Source organism: Aquiflexum balticum DSM 16537, assembly GCF_900176595.1.
Taxonomy (GTDB): domain Bacteria; phylum Bacteroidota; class Bacteroidia; order Cytophagales; family Cyclobacteriaceae; genus Aquiflexum; species Aquiflexum balticum.
Map to the genome: position 1 here is coordinate 535,345 of NZ_LT838813.1, position 16,734 is coordinate 552,078.

Consider the following 16,734-nt stretch of genomic DNA (forward strand, 5'->3'; position numbering starts at 1 on the left):
GTGGTTAGATTTTCTTTTTCAAAACTGTGGCAGAGGCTTGGGCTGTCGGCAAAATCACTATATCAGCCAATACTACATGCGCAGGTCTACTTACCGCAAAAGCAATGGTGTCGGCAATATCTTCGGCAGTCAAAGGTTGAAGACCTTGGTAAACTGTTTTGGATCTATCTGCGTCTCCTTTGAATCTGACCAGGGAGAATTCAGTTTCTACCAATCAGGGATGGACTCCAATAACCCTGATTCCAAAGGGATTCAAGTCCAAACGCATGCCGTTGGTAATGGCATCAACCGCATGTTTTGAAGCGCAATACACATTGCCTTTGGGATAGACTTCTTTTCCGGCAATAGAACCAACATTGACTATAGTACCGGATTGTCTTTCAACCATACCCGGCATGATTTCTTTGGAAACATAAAGCAGGCCTTTGACATTGATGTCTATCATGGCATCCCAATCATCAATATTACCTGATTGAATGGGATCCAATCCATGGGCATTACCTGCGTTATTGATCAGGACATCGATATTTTGCCAGAAAGCAGGAAGAGAGTCTATTGCTTCCTTTACTGCTTTTTGATCTCTGACATCAAAAATTAGTGTATACAATTCAATACCTGAAGGTAACTCATCTTTCAGACTATCAAGCCTTTCCTTTCTTCTTCCTGTAGCGATAATATTGTATCCCAAATTGGCCAATGCAATGGCAGAAGCTCTTCCTATTCCTGAAGTAGCACCAGTTATAAAGGCAATTTTTCTTTCCATGCCCCAATCTAAAAAGAATTGTTAAGGAATGAAATGTGAAATTTATGGTTGGTTTAAAATAGGTGAGTTAAGAGGCTAGGGTTAGGATATGAGTTTGTACTGAAGAATTTTGTAAAGATAAATCCTGCCCCAAAATCGGAGAACCAAGAGAAGTCAAACCTGAGGAACAATTTTTAAATTTCAAAATCCACCACGGCGGACAAGTTCTTCCGATTCAATACGCCCGCCCAATCTTATATGGCCTTAGGAATTCTTTTCTACCAAATCCTGTAAACAGGCAACCCAGGTATCACCGGAATTCAAACTTGGTACCAGGTCCCATCTTTCACCCCCCAATTCCTCAAATTCTTCTTTATACTCCTCACCTACTTCCACAGTAGTTTCCAAGCAATCTGCTACAAATGCAGGTGAAAAAACGAGTACTTTTTTTACTCCTTTCGAAGCCAATTCTTTGATCACATCTTCTGTATAGGGTTTGATCCAAGGATCTTTGCCCAACCTAGACTGAAAACAGGTCATCACTTTATCATTTGGAAGTTGCAGTTTTTCGGCCAATAATCGGGTGGTGTAAAAACATTGTCCTCTGTAACAGAACTGATTTTTTTTGGTGTAATTGCCGCAACACTTATCACTCAATTGGCAATAGCCATCGACAGAACCTTTTCTGATCTGCCTTTCAGGTAAGCCGTGATAGGAAAACAAAAACATATCATAATCAGCCTTTTCCATCATTTCCTTACCCAATTCGGTCCATGCCTCCAAGAATAGGGGGTGTTCCACAAAATTGTTGATAAAAGTAATATTGGGAATAATCTGCCATTCCTTGGCCAGTTCCATTACTTTATCCACCACAGAACCATTGGTTGCAGACGCATATTGCGGGAATAAAGGAAGCACAATGATTTTTCTGACATTGGCATCATTCAGTTTTTTTAGTCCCTCTTCAATACTTGGTGTCTGATAGCGCATGCCCATGGCCACCACATATTTTTCAGGATCCAATTTCTGAATCAATTTATCCCGCAGGTCTTCGGTATGAAAAAGCAACGGAGAACCTCTTTCTGTCCATAATTTCCGGTATTCTTTGGCTGACTTTGGAGCGCGAAACGGTGCAATGATCAGATTGACCAGCATCCATCTTGGGATATACGGAAAATCAATCACTCTCCAATCCATCAAAAATTCTCTCAGGTATTTCCTGACATCACCTGTAGCGGTGCTGTCCGGTGTCCCTAAATTGACCAATAAAACTCCTATTTTTGCTTTATTCTTGCTCATAATGGCATTTGTACGGTTTATCCTGTTATCAGAACCAAAAATACATCCTTTGATTAGATTTAATCATCTGGTTTAGGACTTTTCCTCTCCAATTTTACAGGGTTCAATGCCCATTTCATCAATGGTCCACTAGTCATACTGGTGATTATTGCCATGACAACCAGGGCAACAAATAGCTTTTCATCGATCAGGCCATTTTCCAAAGCAATCAAACCAAGGATTATTTCCATGGCTCCCCGCGCATTCATCCCAAATCCGACCGCCAAAGATTCTCTGATGTTGAATCCGCCCTTAAAAGCTCCATATCCACTTCCGATAATCTTTCCTGCGAAGGAAATCACCAAAACTGCCAAAGTGAGCATTAATTCAAAATTGGTGAAGAAATTAATTTTCAATCCAATAGAAACGAAAAACAAAGGGGCAAAGATATTATTTATAAACTGATGGACAATCTCCTTTGCCCGTTCGGACATATGTTCTGAATCTCCCAATGCCACACCCAAGAGGAATGCACCGAATATTGCATGGATACCCAACCATTCAGTAAAAGCTGCTGCCAAAAAACAGAAAGCCATTGACAAGGATAAAACTCCTCCCGGCCAGGCCAATTTTTTATTGACCCAAGGCAACACCCTATTGATGATCAGTTTGCCTAAAGTCAGCATAAAGAATGTGAATAATAGGGTAATTCCTATTGTTTGAAAAAGGGAAAGATTACTGCTCTTGCCCATAAATGATAAAATGACCGAAAAAATCAACCAACCGATAATGTCATTGACCATAGCTGAGGCCACAATCAACATACCCATCTTCGTCTTGAACAAATCCATATCCATCAGAATTCTTACCACTACCGGCAATGCTGTAATAGACATAGCCGTTCCCATAAACAAGGAAAACAACAACCTGTCCCCATCTGCCAATCCAAAAAAAGAGGAAAAATAATAGGGAAATACGAATCCCAAAGCAAAAGGCACAACCAATCCCAAGAGAGAGATACTCAATGCCGATTTTCCTTGAGACCAGACCAAATGTAATTCCACTTCCAATCCTGCGATAAAAAGCAATAATACTACAGCTATCTGCACGAATCCGTCCAAAGCTAGATTGGCACTTGGATTGGACATAAAGAGATATTCGTGTAAATCAGGAACAATAGTCCCTAGAATAGTGGGCCCTAATAAAATCCCAGCCAAAAGTTCTCCCACCACAGCAGGCTGCCTGAATCTTTGGGCAATTTCCGCAAAAACTCTGGCCAAAAGCAGCATTGCTGCCAATTGAAGCAATAAATTAACTACATCCTGATGGGTTAAATTTTCCATGTAGTCTTTATAAATTTTTTAGAATCAAAAGATTGCAGGGCAAATCACTTAATATATCCTCCAAATCATGAGGAAATAACCTATCAAGAAACCCCAATTTTCCCTCGTCTCCCACAATCAATAAATCCGCTTTGGTGTCAGTGGCAAACCTTGCCAATTCTACTCCCCATTTACCACAGGTTATTTTTATGCTCACTTTAAGGTCACCTTTATCCAATTTATTTAAAATATTTTCAACGTAAGCCACTTCTTCAGCCACCAGTTTTCTTCTGGTGTTTGAAATTTCTTCCTCTCCCCCCTCTCCAGCTGTAGCCATCTGAAACCCATACATTTTAATCTCATTGACAATAAATACCTGTTTTGCCTGATCATATTTACACCAATCCAGTCCCTTTTCGATAACAAAGGGAGTTTGATCCTGCTGCGTGCCATTGATGACAACCCTTTGAAAAGGTGTGGGTTCTTCCAAAGGGTCCACCAAAATTAAAACTGAGCACTTCGCTTTTCGAATAATTTTCCTGGCAATAGAACCAATATAATATTTGAAAAACCCTTCAGTTTTTAAGGCGCCTGCCACCAAGAAGTCGACATTTTCTTCCGTGCAAGTCTGGATAATTTTGTTGGCAGGATTCCCTTTTTGCCATATAGTTTTGATTTGGCTTTCATTAAGACCGTGTTTGGTAAGCAATTGTTGTAGATTATTTTCTAACTCAGGACTTTTTTCACCTACATGAATGAGAAGCAATTCCGCACTGAAAATATCTTTGATTCGTTTGGCCTCACAAATCAAAGCCTCCAACCTGGGCGAGAAGGCTATGGCTAAAGCAATTTTTTTAAACATGGCATGGTTTATTGTGGACTTGTAAAATACCAAAATTTTTTACTTACAAGTATTATAAAGTCTTTTGTTTTTCAATAGTCTTTGCATCGCTTCCACTTATCCATACTTAAAACCATTTAAAATCCTTGAAACCTGAAAACCTAAAGGCCATTTAAATAACCATGTATTTTTTGTAACATCGCCTCAGCAAATGAGGCCAAATCAGCTAAATGCCTGCTAAAAAACTAAACCTAATATATACTTTATGAATAAAATGTTTCTATCAGTAGTTGCTGGAGTGGGAATGCTTTTTTCCGTTCAATCGACTAGCTTGGCTCAGAGTGATTATCCTACGCTCAGCCAAGTCGCACAAAGACTCCAGGCCATTTCCGGCAGTGGGAGTTCGGCTAAACTCAGTTCACTCACAAAAACAGAAGGCGGAAAAGATATCTGGGTTGTCAAAATCGGTAAAGGAGATTTGGACAACAAGCCTGCCATTGCAGTAGTAGGCGGAGCAGAAGGCTTTCATGTTCTCAGCGTTGAATTGGCGGTTCAATTCGCAGAAAGGTTGGTCAAAGACCATTCTGATGCTTTGGACAATAATACTTTTTATGTTTTTCCCAATATGTCACCTGATGCCTATGAGCAATACCATGCGGCCCTGAAATATGAGCGAAGAGGCAATGCAGCAAAAGTTGATCATGACCGGGATGGAAAAATCAGTGAAGATGGTTATGAAGACCTCAATAAAGACGGTCTGATCACAATGATGCGGGTAGAAAGCCCAATGGGTGATTACAAAACCTATGATAAAGATGAGCGTGTAATGGTCAAGGCCGATGTGGCAAAAGGACAGAAAGGCAGCTACCTCCTTTACCCTGAAAGTAAGGACAACGACAAGGATGGTAATTTTGGCGAGGATTTGGTTGAAGGAATTGCTTTTAACAAGAGTCTTACTTACAAATTCCCAATCTTCACTCCTTTGGCCGGTGACTTTGCTGTTTCTCAAGTTGAAAGCCGCGCAATGCTGGATTACTTATTTGAGCAATGGAATATTTTTGCAATTGTTACTTTCAGCCCTGCAAACAACCTTACTTCTCCATTAAAATATAATGCCGGAGATGCCAAAAAAAGGGTAATTACCTCTATGCTGGAAAAGGATGTAGCTATCAACGGTATGGTTTCGGGTATGTATAATGAATCGGTAAGCCAAAAGGCTTTCAATCAGTCCAATCAAGGTACCGGTGGAGATTTTTTCCAGTGGGCTTATTTTCATTTTGGAAGATTGAGTTTCAGCACGCCCGGATGGTGGATCCCTGAAGTGAAGGGAGAAGATGGCAAATCAGAAAGCAATGCAGAAGCAAACTTTCTCGCTTATGCCGCCCAAGAGGGAATAAACAATGCATTTGTTCCATGGACAACAGTCAACCATCCTGACTTTCCAAACCAAAAAGTGGAAGTGGGTGGAATAAGACCTTTTGTCATGTACAATCCTCCATTTGATAAAGTAAATGAAATCGCCCAAGAACATACTGATTTCATTTTGAAGTTAGCCGCAATAAGCCCAAAACTGGAGTTTCACAATGTAAATACAGAAAAACTCGGCAATGGGCTTACCAGAATCACTGCTGACCTATTCAATAATTCAGCTTTACCTACCCATTCCGAAATGGGTGAAAAATCGCGTTGGTTGAGAAAAATCAGGGTGGACATCAACAGGGATGCCAAAGACCTGATTTCAGGTGACAAGATCAAATTGATCAACAATTTGGGTGCCTATGAAAAAACCACCCTTACCTGGATTGTGAAAGGTTCAGGTGCTGTGGACATCAAAGCAGGTGCAGCCCATACTGGTATCGCAACTCTCAATGTGAAACTCTAAACCGACACAACAATGAAAATCAAAAACTGGATATATACAGCTGCCTTAGGAGTCGCAATCAGCTTCCTAGGCATACAGGAGACAGAAGCCCAAGTCGCACAAGAAAGATATTTCCGTGCCATAGGTACTCCACACAACCCAAAGGTTCAGGTTTCCTGGAACAGGTACCACACCAATCTGGCCTTGGAGGAAATCATGAAGGACATGGCCAAAAAACACCCAAACTTGGTCAAACTGCAAAGTATAGGCAAATCATTTCAGGGAAATGATATTTGGGTACTTACCATCACTGACTTCAACGTTGGAAAAGAAAATGAAAAGCCCGCTATGTGGATAGATGGCAATATTCACTCCAATGAAATTCAGGGAACTGAATTTACTTTATACGCAGCTTGGTATCTTTCTGAGATGTATGGCGAACTGGAATTCATTACAGAATTATTGAAAGACAAAACCTTCTACATCGCTCCTACCATCAATCCTGATGCCCATGATTATTTTATCAAGGAAGCAAACAACCTAAACTCCCCAAGATCCGGAATGATGATTTTAGATAATGATGGAGATGGAATCGCGGGCGAAGATCCTTTTGACGATCTTAATGGAGATGGCCACATCACTTTTATGATCAGAAAATCACCTACAGGAAGATATGTAAAGGATCAGATGGATCCCAGAAAGCTTATCCCTGTGGCAGCCGATCAAAAAGGCGAATATGAAATGTTAGGTTATGAAGGTATCGATAGAGACGGTGATGGCGTAGTTAATGATGATGGTATAGGATATTATGACCCTAATCGAGATTGGGGATGGAACTGGCAGCCGGATTATGTGCAAAGAGGTGCATTGAGATATCCTTTCTCCGTACCTGAAAACAGGGCGGTGGTAGAGTTTGTATTGAATCATCCCAATATTGCCGGCGCTCAGAGTTACCATAATTATGGTGGCATGATTCTGAGAGGCCCGGGTGCTGAGGAAGATTTGGGAACTTACAACCAAACTGATATCCGTATCTATGATGCTATTGCCAAAAAAGGTGAAGAGTTTATGCCTGGATATAAATATTTAGTGGTTTATAAAGACCTCTATTCCGTATTCGGTGGACAATTGGATTGGTTCTATGGAGGAAGGGGTATTTTCACCTATTCCAATGAACTGATGACTTCCTATCTGTATTTTCATCAGAATGCAGGAAGAGGAAACCAAGATGAGCAAATGAAGGTGGATCAATACCTGACTTTCGGTGATGCCTTTGTGAATTGGGAAGAATATGACCATCCACAATACGGCAAGATTGAAGTCGGTGGTTTTAAGAAAAACTTTGGAAGACTTCATCCCGGATTCCTGATGGAACAGGATGCCCACAGAAATTCTGCATTTACTATTTTGCATGCTTATCACACTCCAAAATTGAGCGTGTCAGAAGTAAATGAAAAAGATTTGGGTGGTGGTTTAAAAGAAATCACTGCTACTATCTACAATGAAAGATTGATCCCAACCCATTCCAGTCAGGATTTGAAATACAAAATCGAAAGACCTGATTATGTCAGTATTTCGGGGGCAAAAGTTCTGGCAGGATTTGTAGTAGAAAATGAAGATTTCAACAAACTCTCAGAGCAAAAAGTCAATCCTGAAAAAATCTCCGTGGCCAATATCCCTGGAATGGGAGCGGTCAAAGTGAGATGGGTTGTGACCGGAGGCAACAATTACAGTATCAATGTGGATTCTGCCAAAGGCGGAAAGGCTTCATGGAAGAAATGATTTAAAGAAAATAGACGATAATAAAAAAGGAGGGCAATTGTCCTCCTTTTTTTTTCCAAACTTTGGATTATTGAAAATGGCTAATTTTAATAACCACAAAAGTTACAAAAGGTCACAAAGGAATGGTGATTAGATCTCAGTATTTAAAACTTTTGTTTTCTTTTGTCACTTTTGTGGTTCATTAAAAAAAATTCTTCCTATTTTTTTTAACCCTAGTTTTTCAGGTCATGGATTTAGGATTGCATTGAATATAAATATGTAAAACCCAAAACTGAATTTGATTTTACTTCTCTCCTGACTTCCGCAGGTAATTCACGGTAATTTTTTAAGTTATTGATTTTCAATGTTTAAGAATTTTTATATTTTGGTTTTGGGTGTCCCAGAGCATGATTTTATTAAATTAGTCCATGTTTGTTCGCAAAAAGCCAAATAAAAGTGGACTTGTCAGTGTACAGGTAATAGATAAAAGCCAAGGGAAATATAAGGTTCTAAAGACCATTGGCTCAAGTAAAGATACCTTAGAAATTGAGCGTCTGGTTGCCGAAGGTAAAAGTTATGCTCAAAAACAAATGGGGCTTCAGGAGATCGACTTTACCGATCACAGGAGGATATTTACTGATGTGCTGTCTTCAATCAGTTCACATAAGCTTGTGGGCATACAGTATGTTTTGGGGAAGATATTTGATGATATTGGTTTTACTCAGATCAATGAGGAGCTTTTCAAAGATCTTGTGTTATACCGTCTGGTTTACCCTAAAAGCAAGCTTAAAACAACAGAATATCTTTACCGTTACGAACAGAAGTCTTACTCCGAAGACGACATTTACCGCTTTATGGATAGGCTGCATTCCAGGTATAAGGATCTGGTCCAAAAGATCAGCTTTGAACATACCCTGCAAGTTTTGGACGGTGGCATCCACGCGGTTTTTTATGATGTTACAACCATCTACTTTGAAATAGAAAAAGAGGATGATATCAGAAAGCCCGGGTTTTCAAAAGACGGGAAGCACAAACATCCCCAGATTGTACTGGGTTTGCTGGTGAGCAAAGACGCATATCCATTGGCTTATGATATTTTTGAGGGAAACAAATACGAGGGGGATACATTCCTTCCCATTCTGGAGGGCTTCCGCATGAAATACAATTTTGAAAAGCTCACAGTTGTTGCAGATGCAGGCCTTCTTTCAAACAAAAATGTGCAGGAACTTGTCGAAAAAGGCTACGAGTTTATTTTGGGAGCAAGGATTAAAAATGAAAAAGAATCTGTCAAAAAAGAAATCCTGGGGCTTGACTTCGAAAAAGACCAGAGCAGGGCAATTAAGAAAGAAGGTATGACCTTGGTCGTTACCTATTCGCAAGACCGGGCAAAAAAGGATCGGTACAATAGGGAAAGAGGTGTCAAAAGGCTAGAAATGCAGTTGAAATCGGGGAAACTTACCAAGTCGAGTATCAATAACAAAGGCTACAACAAGTTTCTTAGAATGGAAGGTGAAGTGGCGTTGGCACTTGACCAGGAAAAAGTGGATATGGACGCAAAATGGGATGGGCTCAAGGGATACTTGACCAACTCAACTATGACCAAAGAGGAAGTTCTGGAAAACTACCGCCACCTTTGGCAGATAGAGAAAGCATTCCGGGTTGCAAAAAACGAATTGAAAATAAGGCCTGTTTTCCACCATAAAAGGGAAAGAATAGAGGCCCATATATGCCTGAATTTTACGGCATACAAAGTGTACAAAGAACTTGACAGGATACTCAAATCCAAAAAGGCCGGATTAAGCCCCGAAAAGGCAATCGAGATCATACAGAACATCCATGAAATAGGTTTGGTCACCCCAAACAAGGAAGTCATCAAGAAAACAATAATCCTTACCGAAGAACAGAAATCAGTACAAGAAATATTCGGATTTTAATCAGGGTGTCCCAGTGCGGAAGTCAGGAAAATGGCTAATTTTAATAACCACAAAAGTTACAAAAGGTCACAAAGGAATGGTGATTAGATCTCAGTATTTAAAACTTTTGTTTTCTTTTGTCACTTTTGTGGTTCATTAAAAAAAATTCTTCCTATTTTTTTTAACCCTAGTTTTTCAGGTCATGGATTTAGGATTGCATTGAATATAAATATGTAAAACCCAAAACTGAATTTGATTTTACTTCTCTGTTAAAGGCATCTCGATTTCCTCTCCCCAAACATATTTGCCAAACCATTGCCAATTGTGCCATGTAGCAGCAAGTCTTTCTTTAGGTTTTGTAATCCCATGACCAAAACCTTTATAAACAATCAACTCAGCTGGAACACCTTGATCCCTCAGGCCCTGCAACAATTCATAGGCATTTGGAATTGGAACCCTTTTATCGAATTCTCCATGTTGGATGAGAGTCGGCGTAACCGCTTTTTTGATGGTAGTCATGGGTGAAGTCTTTTTATAAATCTCCTCATTATCCCATGGATTGGCTTTAAGATATTGGATGGTAAATGGATGGATGTCAGTATTGACATAATAAGTCATCCAATTGGAAATTCCTGCACCCACACTGATCGCTTTGAATCTATCGGTATTGGTAGTCAGGAAAGCAGAAATATAACCTCCCTGACTCCATCCCATTACTCCGATTTTATCGGTATCAATCATCCCTTTGGCACTTAAAAAATCAACCCCTGTCATCACATCCCAAGCATCCCCTACGCCAAGATTTTCTACATTCAAGGATCTGAAAGCTTCTCCATACCCTGCAGATCCCCTATAGTTTGGTCTGAGGACCAAAGCGCCTTTATTCAGCCACTGAACAACGGGGTAGACGTAGGCAGGAACAGGCTGAGGGGTATCTATTCCTGTAGGACCTCCATGAATCACTACCATCAATGGATATTTTTTGGCCGGATCGTAGTCCTCGGGTTTGTGTAAAACCCCTTCTATCAGCGTACCATCAATACTTCTCCATATCACTATTTCGCTTTGGGCTACTTGCCAGTTTTTAATCTGATCGGTCAATTGGGAAATTTTTTTGGGAATCAAGGATTGACTATTATTGACTGCAAGCCATATTTCATTCAGTTGGTCGCCGTTCCTTGCATTTAGGGCAAACTTTTCGCCTTTTTTGGAAAATGCAAATCCATTAACTATATCCGGTAAGCCAGAAAGCATTTGGTACGAACCATTAATTGGATCAATTCTATAAATTGGCCTTAAAGTCTTTTTCCAAAAAGCACCGTAAATCCCTTTTTCATTCCAAACAAGATTGGAAGGGTTTTCATCCAACTTTTCTGCTAATCGAAAGGTCTGACTACTTCCTATATCCATTCTGAAAATCTTGGTATTGGTATAATAGTTAGAAACCGTATCATCCAGATTGGTTGTAAATAATATTTCTTTAGAATCGGGAGACCATGTTTGGAATCTATCGGCGCCGGCATTGGATACTAAAGGTTTGATCTCTCCTGATTCCATATGATACAAAGAAATATCTGACTTCATCGAAGAAGTAATCAAAGGATCGGGCTGATGGTTAAAAACAATTCGTTTCCCGTCAGGGGAAATCTGAAAAGACGTAATTGTAAAATCCCCATTTGTCAATTTTTTAGCCTTGGGCCTTTCTATACATCCTTCAGCCTTCTTGAGAGAATCTGCTGCAGCATAGCATGGTAGTTCTGCTGGATCTGGGAAATTGGGATCAAAATCTATTTCCCATAGATGGGACAATACAAATTCCTGATCATCTATTTCATATGCACCGTACCTCTTTTTCTTTTCTTTGATGGACGGATCTTCTTTTTCCTGCCTATGAATCACCAACCTCTTGCCATCCGGATGCCACTGAAAAGCATTGATCCCTTCATCCTCGTCAGTGACAGGAAAAGCTTCACCCCCGGAAAGCCTCAAAGCATAGACCTGAACCTTGTTACCCCTGTCTGATAAAAATGCAAGCCATTTCCCATCAGGCGAAAACTCAGGAGAAGTGCTGTTGTTTTTTGGACTATTGGTGATCTGAATAGGGGCCGATCCATTTCTAACCATCCATATTTCAGTATCAAACCTATTTTCCACCCAATCTGCAGTCTGAAGGGTAAATGCGATCGCCTCACCATCAGGAGAAATCACAACCTGCCCGGCATTCCGCAAAGAAATAACTTCTTCAAAGCTCGGTGATTTTTTTTGCTGCTGAGACAAAACAAAACCTACAGGAGCAAAAGCTATAAGGGTCAAAAAGAACAATCGCATAGTGGTATGTGGGTTATAGGAATAGGAATAGATAATAAGAATTCCAATTTAGCAAGCAACAACAGAATTTCATACTAAAATGTCATTTCCAAATTGTCAATAATTAGTTTGCTAAAAGAGCAATATTTACATTATCGATAGTTATTTTAGTTATTTATTAATTATTCTGTATTTTTTTACTTGTTTTGTTGAATATATTTTAATGTAATGAATGTTTTGTTAACTTTGAATCATCAACAAAGACAAAAGGTCTTAAAACATTGTAGGATGTTGAAATTGGCAGACATGCCCTCCGGTCTCGGGGGTGGGGTCAACGGCATAAAGCAAACATGGAGCTCGTGTTTCGCCTAACCGCCCCGTGGAGGTTCGAGTCCTTCTCCTACAGCTCTATTAAAATGGAAATACAATAGGTGTTTCTTCGATTTTGAAAAATTTATACTGTAGGATGTTGAAACTGGCAGACATGCCCTCCGGTCTCGGGGGTGGGGAATTCAGCATAAAGCAAACATGGAGCTCGTGTTTCGCCTAACTGCCCCGTGGAGGTTCGAATCCTTCTCCTACAGCTGGTTATTTTGGGTTTATTGTTAATTGACTAAAGCTGTGAGATTTTGTTTCACGGCTTTTTTATTTTATAAATCCCTTGAGGTAACCCTGGAAGCAATCATTGCCGGCCTAAATGAAGCCAAAAAAGTAATGGTAATTACTGACACCGAAGTCCATAAAAAATCCCACCATACCATCTTAACAGGATAACTTTCTATAACGGAAGAAGCAATACCCAAAGAAACCAATCCATATTGATCTTGCAGCCAACAGGCCAAATATCCCAATACAAGACCGATAATGGCTCCGGTAAATGCAATTATTGCTCCTTGTTTTAGATAGATTTTTTGAATCATCCACTTTTTTGCGCCCAATGCAAAAAGAATGGCCGTATCCCTTTTCTTCTCAATGGCCATCATGGAAAGAGAAAAAAAGATATTGAAAGAAGCGACTGCCAGTATAAAAGTCAAAGTCAGGAATACAAATAACTTTTCAATTTTGATCGTCCTCAGGATTTGGGCATGCTGCTCGTCGGTATCTTTTACCAGATAATCCTCTCCCAAAAATGCCGAAACCTTGGATTTGACACGTTGGATACTATAACCTTCTGCCACTTTGATTTCAAGAGATGTCCGTTTTTCTCCATAATTGAGAAGGCTGCTTACAAAGGTCAGGGGTGCGATGATATAATTGTCGTCAAAATCCTTTTCAATACTAAAAAAGGCACTGGGTTTTAATATATCTCTGTTATATAATTGATTCGGGTCAATGGTCCCCGCACTTCTTGGCGCTTTGGGATAATATACCTGAAGCAGGTCTATAGGATTATCCAGGTCCACGGAAAGAAAGAAACCAACTCCCCTTCCGATAATTGCTTTGGGCTGCTTCTCACTGCCCAAATCCAGTTCTCCCCAGATATAACCTTTGTCAAACCTCCCCTGTTGCAGGTAATTTTCAGAAACGCCTTTGATCCTTGCCAAATGTTGGTAGTCACGATATTTAAACAGGGCGTTATCCTCAATCACTTCAGTAACTACGCCTACTCCTTCAATTTCCTCAATGCTTTTCAACCAATCCTCTGTAACCAAAAAAGATTTCCCTTTAGTTGCCTCAATCTTGAGTTCGGCATCAAAGGAAGCATAAAGCCCTCTTATCAGATCTTCCAATCCATTGAATACAGAAAGCACCATAATCAAAGACATGGTACCAACCGCCACTCCAATCATCGAAATCCGTGAAAGTATGGTGATGAAGTTCCGCCTTTTTTTACTGCGGAAATATCGATAGGCTATAAAAAACGAGAGGTTCAACGATCCGGAAATATAATTAATCTTCTTCTTCTTCCTCCTCATCTGAAGCCTCTGGAATATCAAGCGAATTGATTACTTTATCCATGTATTGGGCATAAGATGCTGAGTCATCTATAAAGAAGGCCAATTCAGGTATAATTCTTACTGATTTCCCTATCCTATTCCCTAAATGCTTTCTTATTTCACCTTTCTTTTCTTCTATTATTTCAAAAGCTACTTTGTCCTTGTCCAATAAAAAACTGAGATAAACTCTTGCAACACTCAAATCAGGACTGATGATTACCCTTGAAACTGTAATAAAAGCATTCCCGATGAGATGCTTTCCTTCCTTCTGAAAAATTTCACCCATTTCCTTTTGGATGAGTTTATTGAATTTCTGTTGTCTTTTGCTTTCCATCGTTTTATTAATTGTGACAAATTTAGTGAATTAAATGTGTAACACTTAATTTCGTGGGTCCTGTTTGTAACACCTTTAGAATTAACCCGAACTTGCTGAGCTTTTTCCGTATCAACGACCCTTCCAGACTACTGGTTATCATAGCTTTACTCCTATTGTTGAGCAGTGTTTATATTTGGGTCTTGGATATCCCATTGTTACAGCCCGAGATGATTTGGCTGCTACTCGGTGAGAGGATGGCTGATGGCAAGCACATGTATATTGATATCATTGATGATACCGGACCACTTTCTTCAGGGATATATTGGGTTTGCTATTTGATTTTTGGCAAATCAGTGATGTCTTACAAATTACTGTCGTTATTGGTCATCATCTTTCAGATCGTCTATATCAACAACCTTTATATCAGATACAAATCCTTCGAAGAAAACACCTATATCCCGGCGTTGGTAATGGTGATTTTGTTTCATCTCTCTTTTGATATGATCACTTTGTCTCCTGCTTTGATGGGGAGTACCTTTATAGTACTTGCCTTTGGACAGCTTTTTTCCCAGACTGTGCTGCAAAAAGAGGGTTCCGATTCTATTCTTCTAGTGGGTATTTTCGGAGGAATTGCTGCTTGTTTCCATTTTCCCTTGATCACTTTTCTTCCTTTTCTGTTGGTGGCTGGTATAGTGGTCAGCGGTTTTTCATTTCGGCAATTGATTTTGGCGATCGTTAGCTACGCTCTGCCACTGACCTTTTGTGCATTGTACTATTTCTGGATAGATGGTCTTCCCGCCTTTCTCAATCAGTTTATCATTTCCCCCCGATTGATTGAAAGCTATGCCCATGTTACTTACAGGGATCTTGCTATATTGTTTTCTTTACCCTTGTTTTTCACGACTTTGGGATTTTTTGTAGGATTGATTGTCAAATCACAGACAGTCAATCAACAGAAGCAACTTCAACTCACTTTGATTTTTTTGATTTTTGCCGTTGGATCGCTGTTACTGACCAACAGAAGAACGCCTTATCAATTTATTGTGATCATTCCGGGGTTGGCATATTTTATCACTTTCCTTTTTGTGGCCTTCAAAAAAGGAGTGCCCATTAAAGTGCTCTCGCTCCTATTTGTTTTTGGAATTCCAATGATGGGATATAGCTGGATTTTTTTACAGACAAATTCAGGAAATATCTCCACTTATGCAGTATCTGTAACCGAAGAACATACTGTCTCAGAAGGGAAAAAAATATTGGTATTGGGCGAAGATCTGGGGTATTACCAAAAAGCATCTTTGGCTACTCCCTATCTTCACTATAGACTGTCAAAGATCCACTTGGAAAAAAATTACGGCCTTGAGAAAACCGCTGAAATCTTTCAGAATTTTCAAAAAGAAAAACCTGACCTCATTGTGGATGAAGAGGAGATTTTTAGAGGAATTTTGGAGAAAATGCCATTGTTGAAAGATCAATTCATTTTGGATAGATCAAATGTTTACAGAAGAAAGAAGTGAAAATTAAGTCTTTAATTAAAAATATTTTTTTTGAAAAAAATGCTATAATTATCCGGTTAGCATTTGTAATAATTTAATTTTTAATACTTATATTTATTATTCCTCGCAATATAAAAACCTATTGTTTATTGTGTTTTCGCAATCTATATATTAGGAAATCTAAAATTCCGCAGACTTCCTCAAGTATTTAAAAGTCCGAATAGCTGATTGTCGTTTTACAACCATTTGTAATATTTAAATTTCAAAAAAATGGATAATCATTACATTATTGGAGAAGCCACTCTTTTGTCCAAGGGATTAAATCTTGTTTTGTCGAATTTTGGACAGCAAACTATCAATCACCTTTCATTCCATCAAATCAACAACCTGCTGAACAGAGATTGGAATGGATCTGATTTTTTGTGGATGGACATTTCTCAGGAAATAAAAAACACCTTAAAAATCTGCCAGAAAATTTTCAAAAAAGATCGGGTACCCAAGGTATTTGTTTTCTGTGATAGCAAGGACCCCATAATAATTAAAAGCTTTTTGAAAGTCGGTGTCAACGGATATTTTCTCCCACAATGTTGTGCCAACACCATCAAAGAGGCCTTGATCCATGTAAAAAATAATAAAAAATACATTGACCCGACGCTTAGTCAGATTTTAACCCAGAGCATTTTGGATATTGAACCCTTGAAACCATTTCAAAATACGCTGACCAAAAGAGAAAAAGAAATACTTCACTTAATCATTGAGGAATATACCACTCAAGAAATCGCCAACAAGCTTTTTATCAGTTTTTGTACTGTTGAAACCCATCGGTTACACCTGATCCAAAAGATGGGAGTCAGAAACACCGCTGGTTTGGTCAGGGAGGCCATTTCAAAAAATATTTATCAAAAATCCATGAATTCCATGAGTTTCTAAAATCCATATTTTCATGGATTTTATTGCGGGCAT

The 16,734-nt window shown here is 39.3% G+C and carries 11 protein-coding genes and 1 pseudogene; 5 read left to right on the forward strand and 7 right to left on the reverse strand.

The annotated features are described in order from the left end of the window. Positions 1-4: 4 nt before the first annotated feature. The 4 genes and pseudogenes from B9A52_RS02450 to B9A52_RS02465 all read right to left on the reverse strand — a co-directional run bounded on the left by B9A52_RS02450 (position 5) and on the right by B9A52_RS02465 (position 4,204). A pseudogene (locus tag B9A52_RS02450) lies at positions 5-763 on the reverse strand (SDR family NAD(P)-dependent oxidoreductase). Positions 764-1,006: 243 nt separating this feature from the next. After that, positions 1,007-2,041 (reverse strand): ferrochelatase, encoded by a 1,035-nt coding sequence (gene hemH, locus B9A52_RS02455; protein WP_084118808.1) that lies wholly within the window; start codon positions 2,039-2,041, stop codon positions 1,007-1,009. Positions 2,042-2,100: 59 nt separating this feature from the next. After that, complete coding sequence (locus B9A52_RS02460) at positions 2,101-3,363, reverse strand: cation:proton antiporter (protein WP_084118809.1); 1,263 nt, start codon at positions 3,361-3,363, stop codon at positions 2,101-2,103. Positions 3,364-3,370: 7 nt separating this feature from the next. Continuing rightward, the gene (locus B9A52_RS02465; protein ID WP_084118810.1) at positions 3,371-4,204 is read right to left on the reverse strand and encodes a universal stress protein; all 834 of its coding nucleotides are present in this window, start codon (positions 4,202-4,204) and stop codon (positions 3,371-3,373) included. 244 nt (positions 4,205-4,448) lie between these two features. Here B9A52_RS02465 and B9A52_RS02470 point away from each other — a divergent pair, with 244 nt between their 5' ends. The 3 genes from B9A52_RS02470 (at position 4,449) to B9A52_RS02480 (ending at position 9,739) form a co-directional block, all read left to right on the forward strand. Continuing rightward, positions 4,449-6,065 (forward strand): M14 family metallopeptidase, encoded by a 1,617-nt coding sequence (locus tag B9A52_RS02470; protein WP_084118811.1) that lies wholly within the window; start codon positions 4,449-4,451, stop codon positions 6,063-6,065. Between the two features lie 12 nt (positions 6,066-6,077). Then, the gene (locus B9A52_RS02475; protein ID WP_084118812.1) at positions 6,078-7,826 is read left to right on the forward strand and encodes a M14 family metallopeptidase; all 1,749 of its coding nucleotides are present in this window, start codon (positions 6,078-6,080) and stop codon (positions 7,824-7,826) included. 407 nt (positions 7,827-8,233) lie between these two features. Further along, on the forward strand, positions 8,234-9,739 hold the full coding sequence (locus tag B9A52_RS02480) for an IS1634 family transposase (RefSeq protein WP_084118813.1): 1,506 nt from the start codon (positions 8,234-8,236) through the stop codon (positions 9,737-9,739). Positions 9,740-9,976: 237 nt separating this feature from the next. On the opposite strand, the gene B9A52_RS02485 is transcribed toward B9A52_RS02480, so the two are convergent. From B9A52_RS02485 to rbfA, 3 genes are all read right to left on the reverse strand, one after another. Beyond that, on the reverse strand, positions 9,977-12,046 hold the full coding sequence (locus tag B9A52_RS02485; protein ID WP_084118814.1) for a S9 family peptidase: 2,070 nt from the start codon (positions 12,044-12,046) through the stop codon (positions 9,977-9,979). 629 nt (positions 12,047-12,675) lie between these two features. Beyond that, entirely contained in the window at positions 12,676-13,899 is a 1,224-nt protein-coding gene (locus tag B9A52_RS02490; protein ID WP_197687265.1) for an ABC transporter permease, read from the reverse strand. A gap of 16 nt (positions 13,900-13,915) precedes the next feature. Then, positions 13,916-14,296 (reverse strand): 30S ribosome-binding factor RbfA, encoded by a 381-nt coding sequence (rbfA, locus tag B9A52_RS02495; protein WP_084118816.1) that lies wholly within the window; start codon positions 14,294-14,296, stop codon positions 13,916-13,918. A 92-nt stretch (positions 14,297-14,388) separates the two neighbouring features. Between rbfA and B9A52_RS02500 the strand changes: the two genes are divergently transcribed. Both B9A52_RS02500 and B9A52_RS02505 read left to right on the forward strand, forming a co-directional pair. After that, positions 14,389-15,792: a hypothetical protein gene (locus tag B9A52_RS02500; RefSeq protein ID WP_084118817.1), complete on the forward strand. Its 1,404-nt coding sequence runs from the start codon at positions 14,389-14,391 to the stop codon at positions 15,790-15,792. Positions 15,793-16,041: 249 nt separating this feature from the next. Next, positions 16,042-16,701 carry a LuxR C-terminal-related transcriptional regulator gene (locus B9A52_RS02505; RefSeq protein WP_084118818.1) on the forward strand — a complete coding sequence of 220 codons (660 nt, stop codon included), beginning with the start codon at positions 16,042-16,044 and terminating at the stop codon, positions 16,699-16,701. Positions 16,702-16,734 lie beyond the last annotated feature (33 nt).

Bases quoted from the DNA above. Each gene is read 5' to 3' on its own strand.
- B9A52_RS02470 (WP_084118811.1), top strand. From the start codon at position 4,449: ATGAATAAAATGTTTCTATCAGTAGTTGCTGGAGTGGGAATGCTTTTT.
- B9A52_RS02485 (WP_084118814.1), bottom strand. From the start codon at position 12,046: ATGCGATTGTTCTTTTTGACCCTTATAGCTTTTGCTCCTGTAGGTTTT.
- B9A52_RS02505 (WP_084118818.1), top strand. From the start codon at position 16,042: ATGGATAATCATTACATTATTGGAGAAGCCACTCTTTTGTCCAAGGGA.
- B9A52_RS02475 (WP_084118812.1), top strand. From the start codon at position 6,078: ATGAAAATCAAAAACTGGATATATACAGCTGCCTTAGGAGTCGCAATC.
- hemH (WP_084118808.1), bottom strand. From the start codon at position 2,041: ATGAGCAAGAATAAAGCAAAAATAGGAGTTTTATTGGTCAATTTAGGG.
- rbfA (WP_084118816.1), bottom strand. From the start codon at position 14,296: ATGGAAAGCAAAAGACAACAGAAATTCAATAAACTCATCCAAAAGGAA.
- B9A52_RS02480 (WP_084118813.1), top strand. From the start codon at position 8,234: ATGTTTGTTCGCAAAAAGCCAAATAAAAGTGGACTTGTCAGTGTACAG.
- B9A52_RS02460 (WP_084118809.1), bottom strand. From the start codon at position 3,363: ATGGAAAATTTAACCCATCAGGATGTAGTTAATTTATTGCTTCAATTG.
- B9A52_RS02465 (WP_084118810.1), bottom strand. From the start codon at position 4,204: ATGTTTAAAAAAATTGCTTTAGCCATAGCCTTCTCGCCCAGGTTGGAG.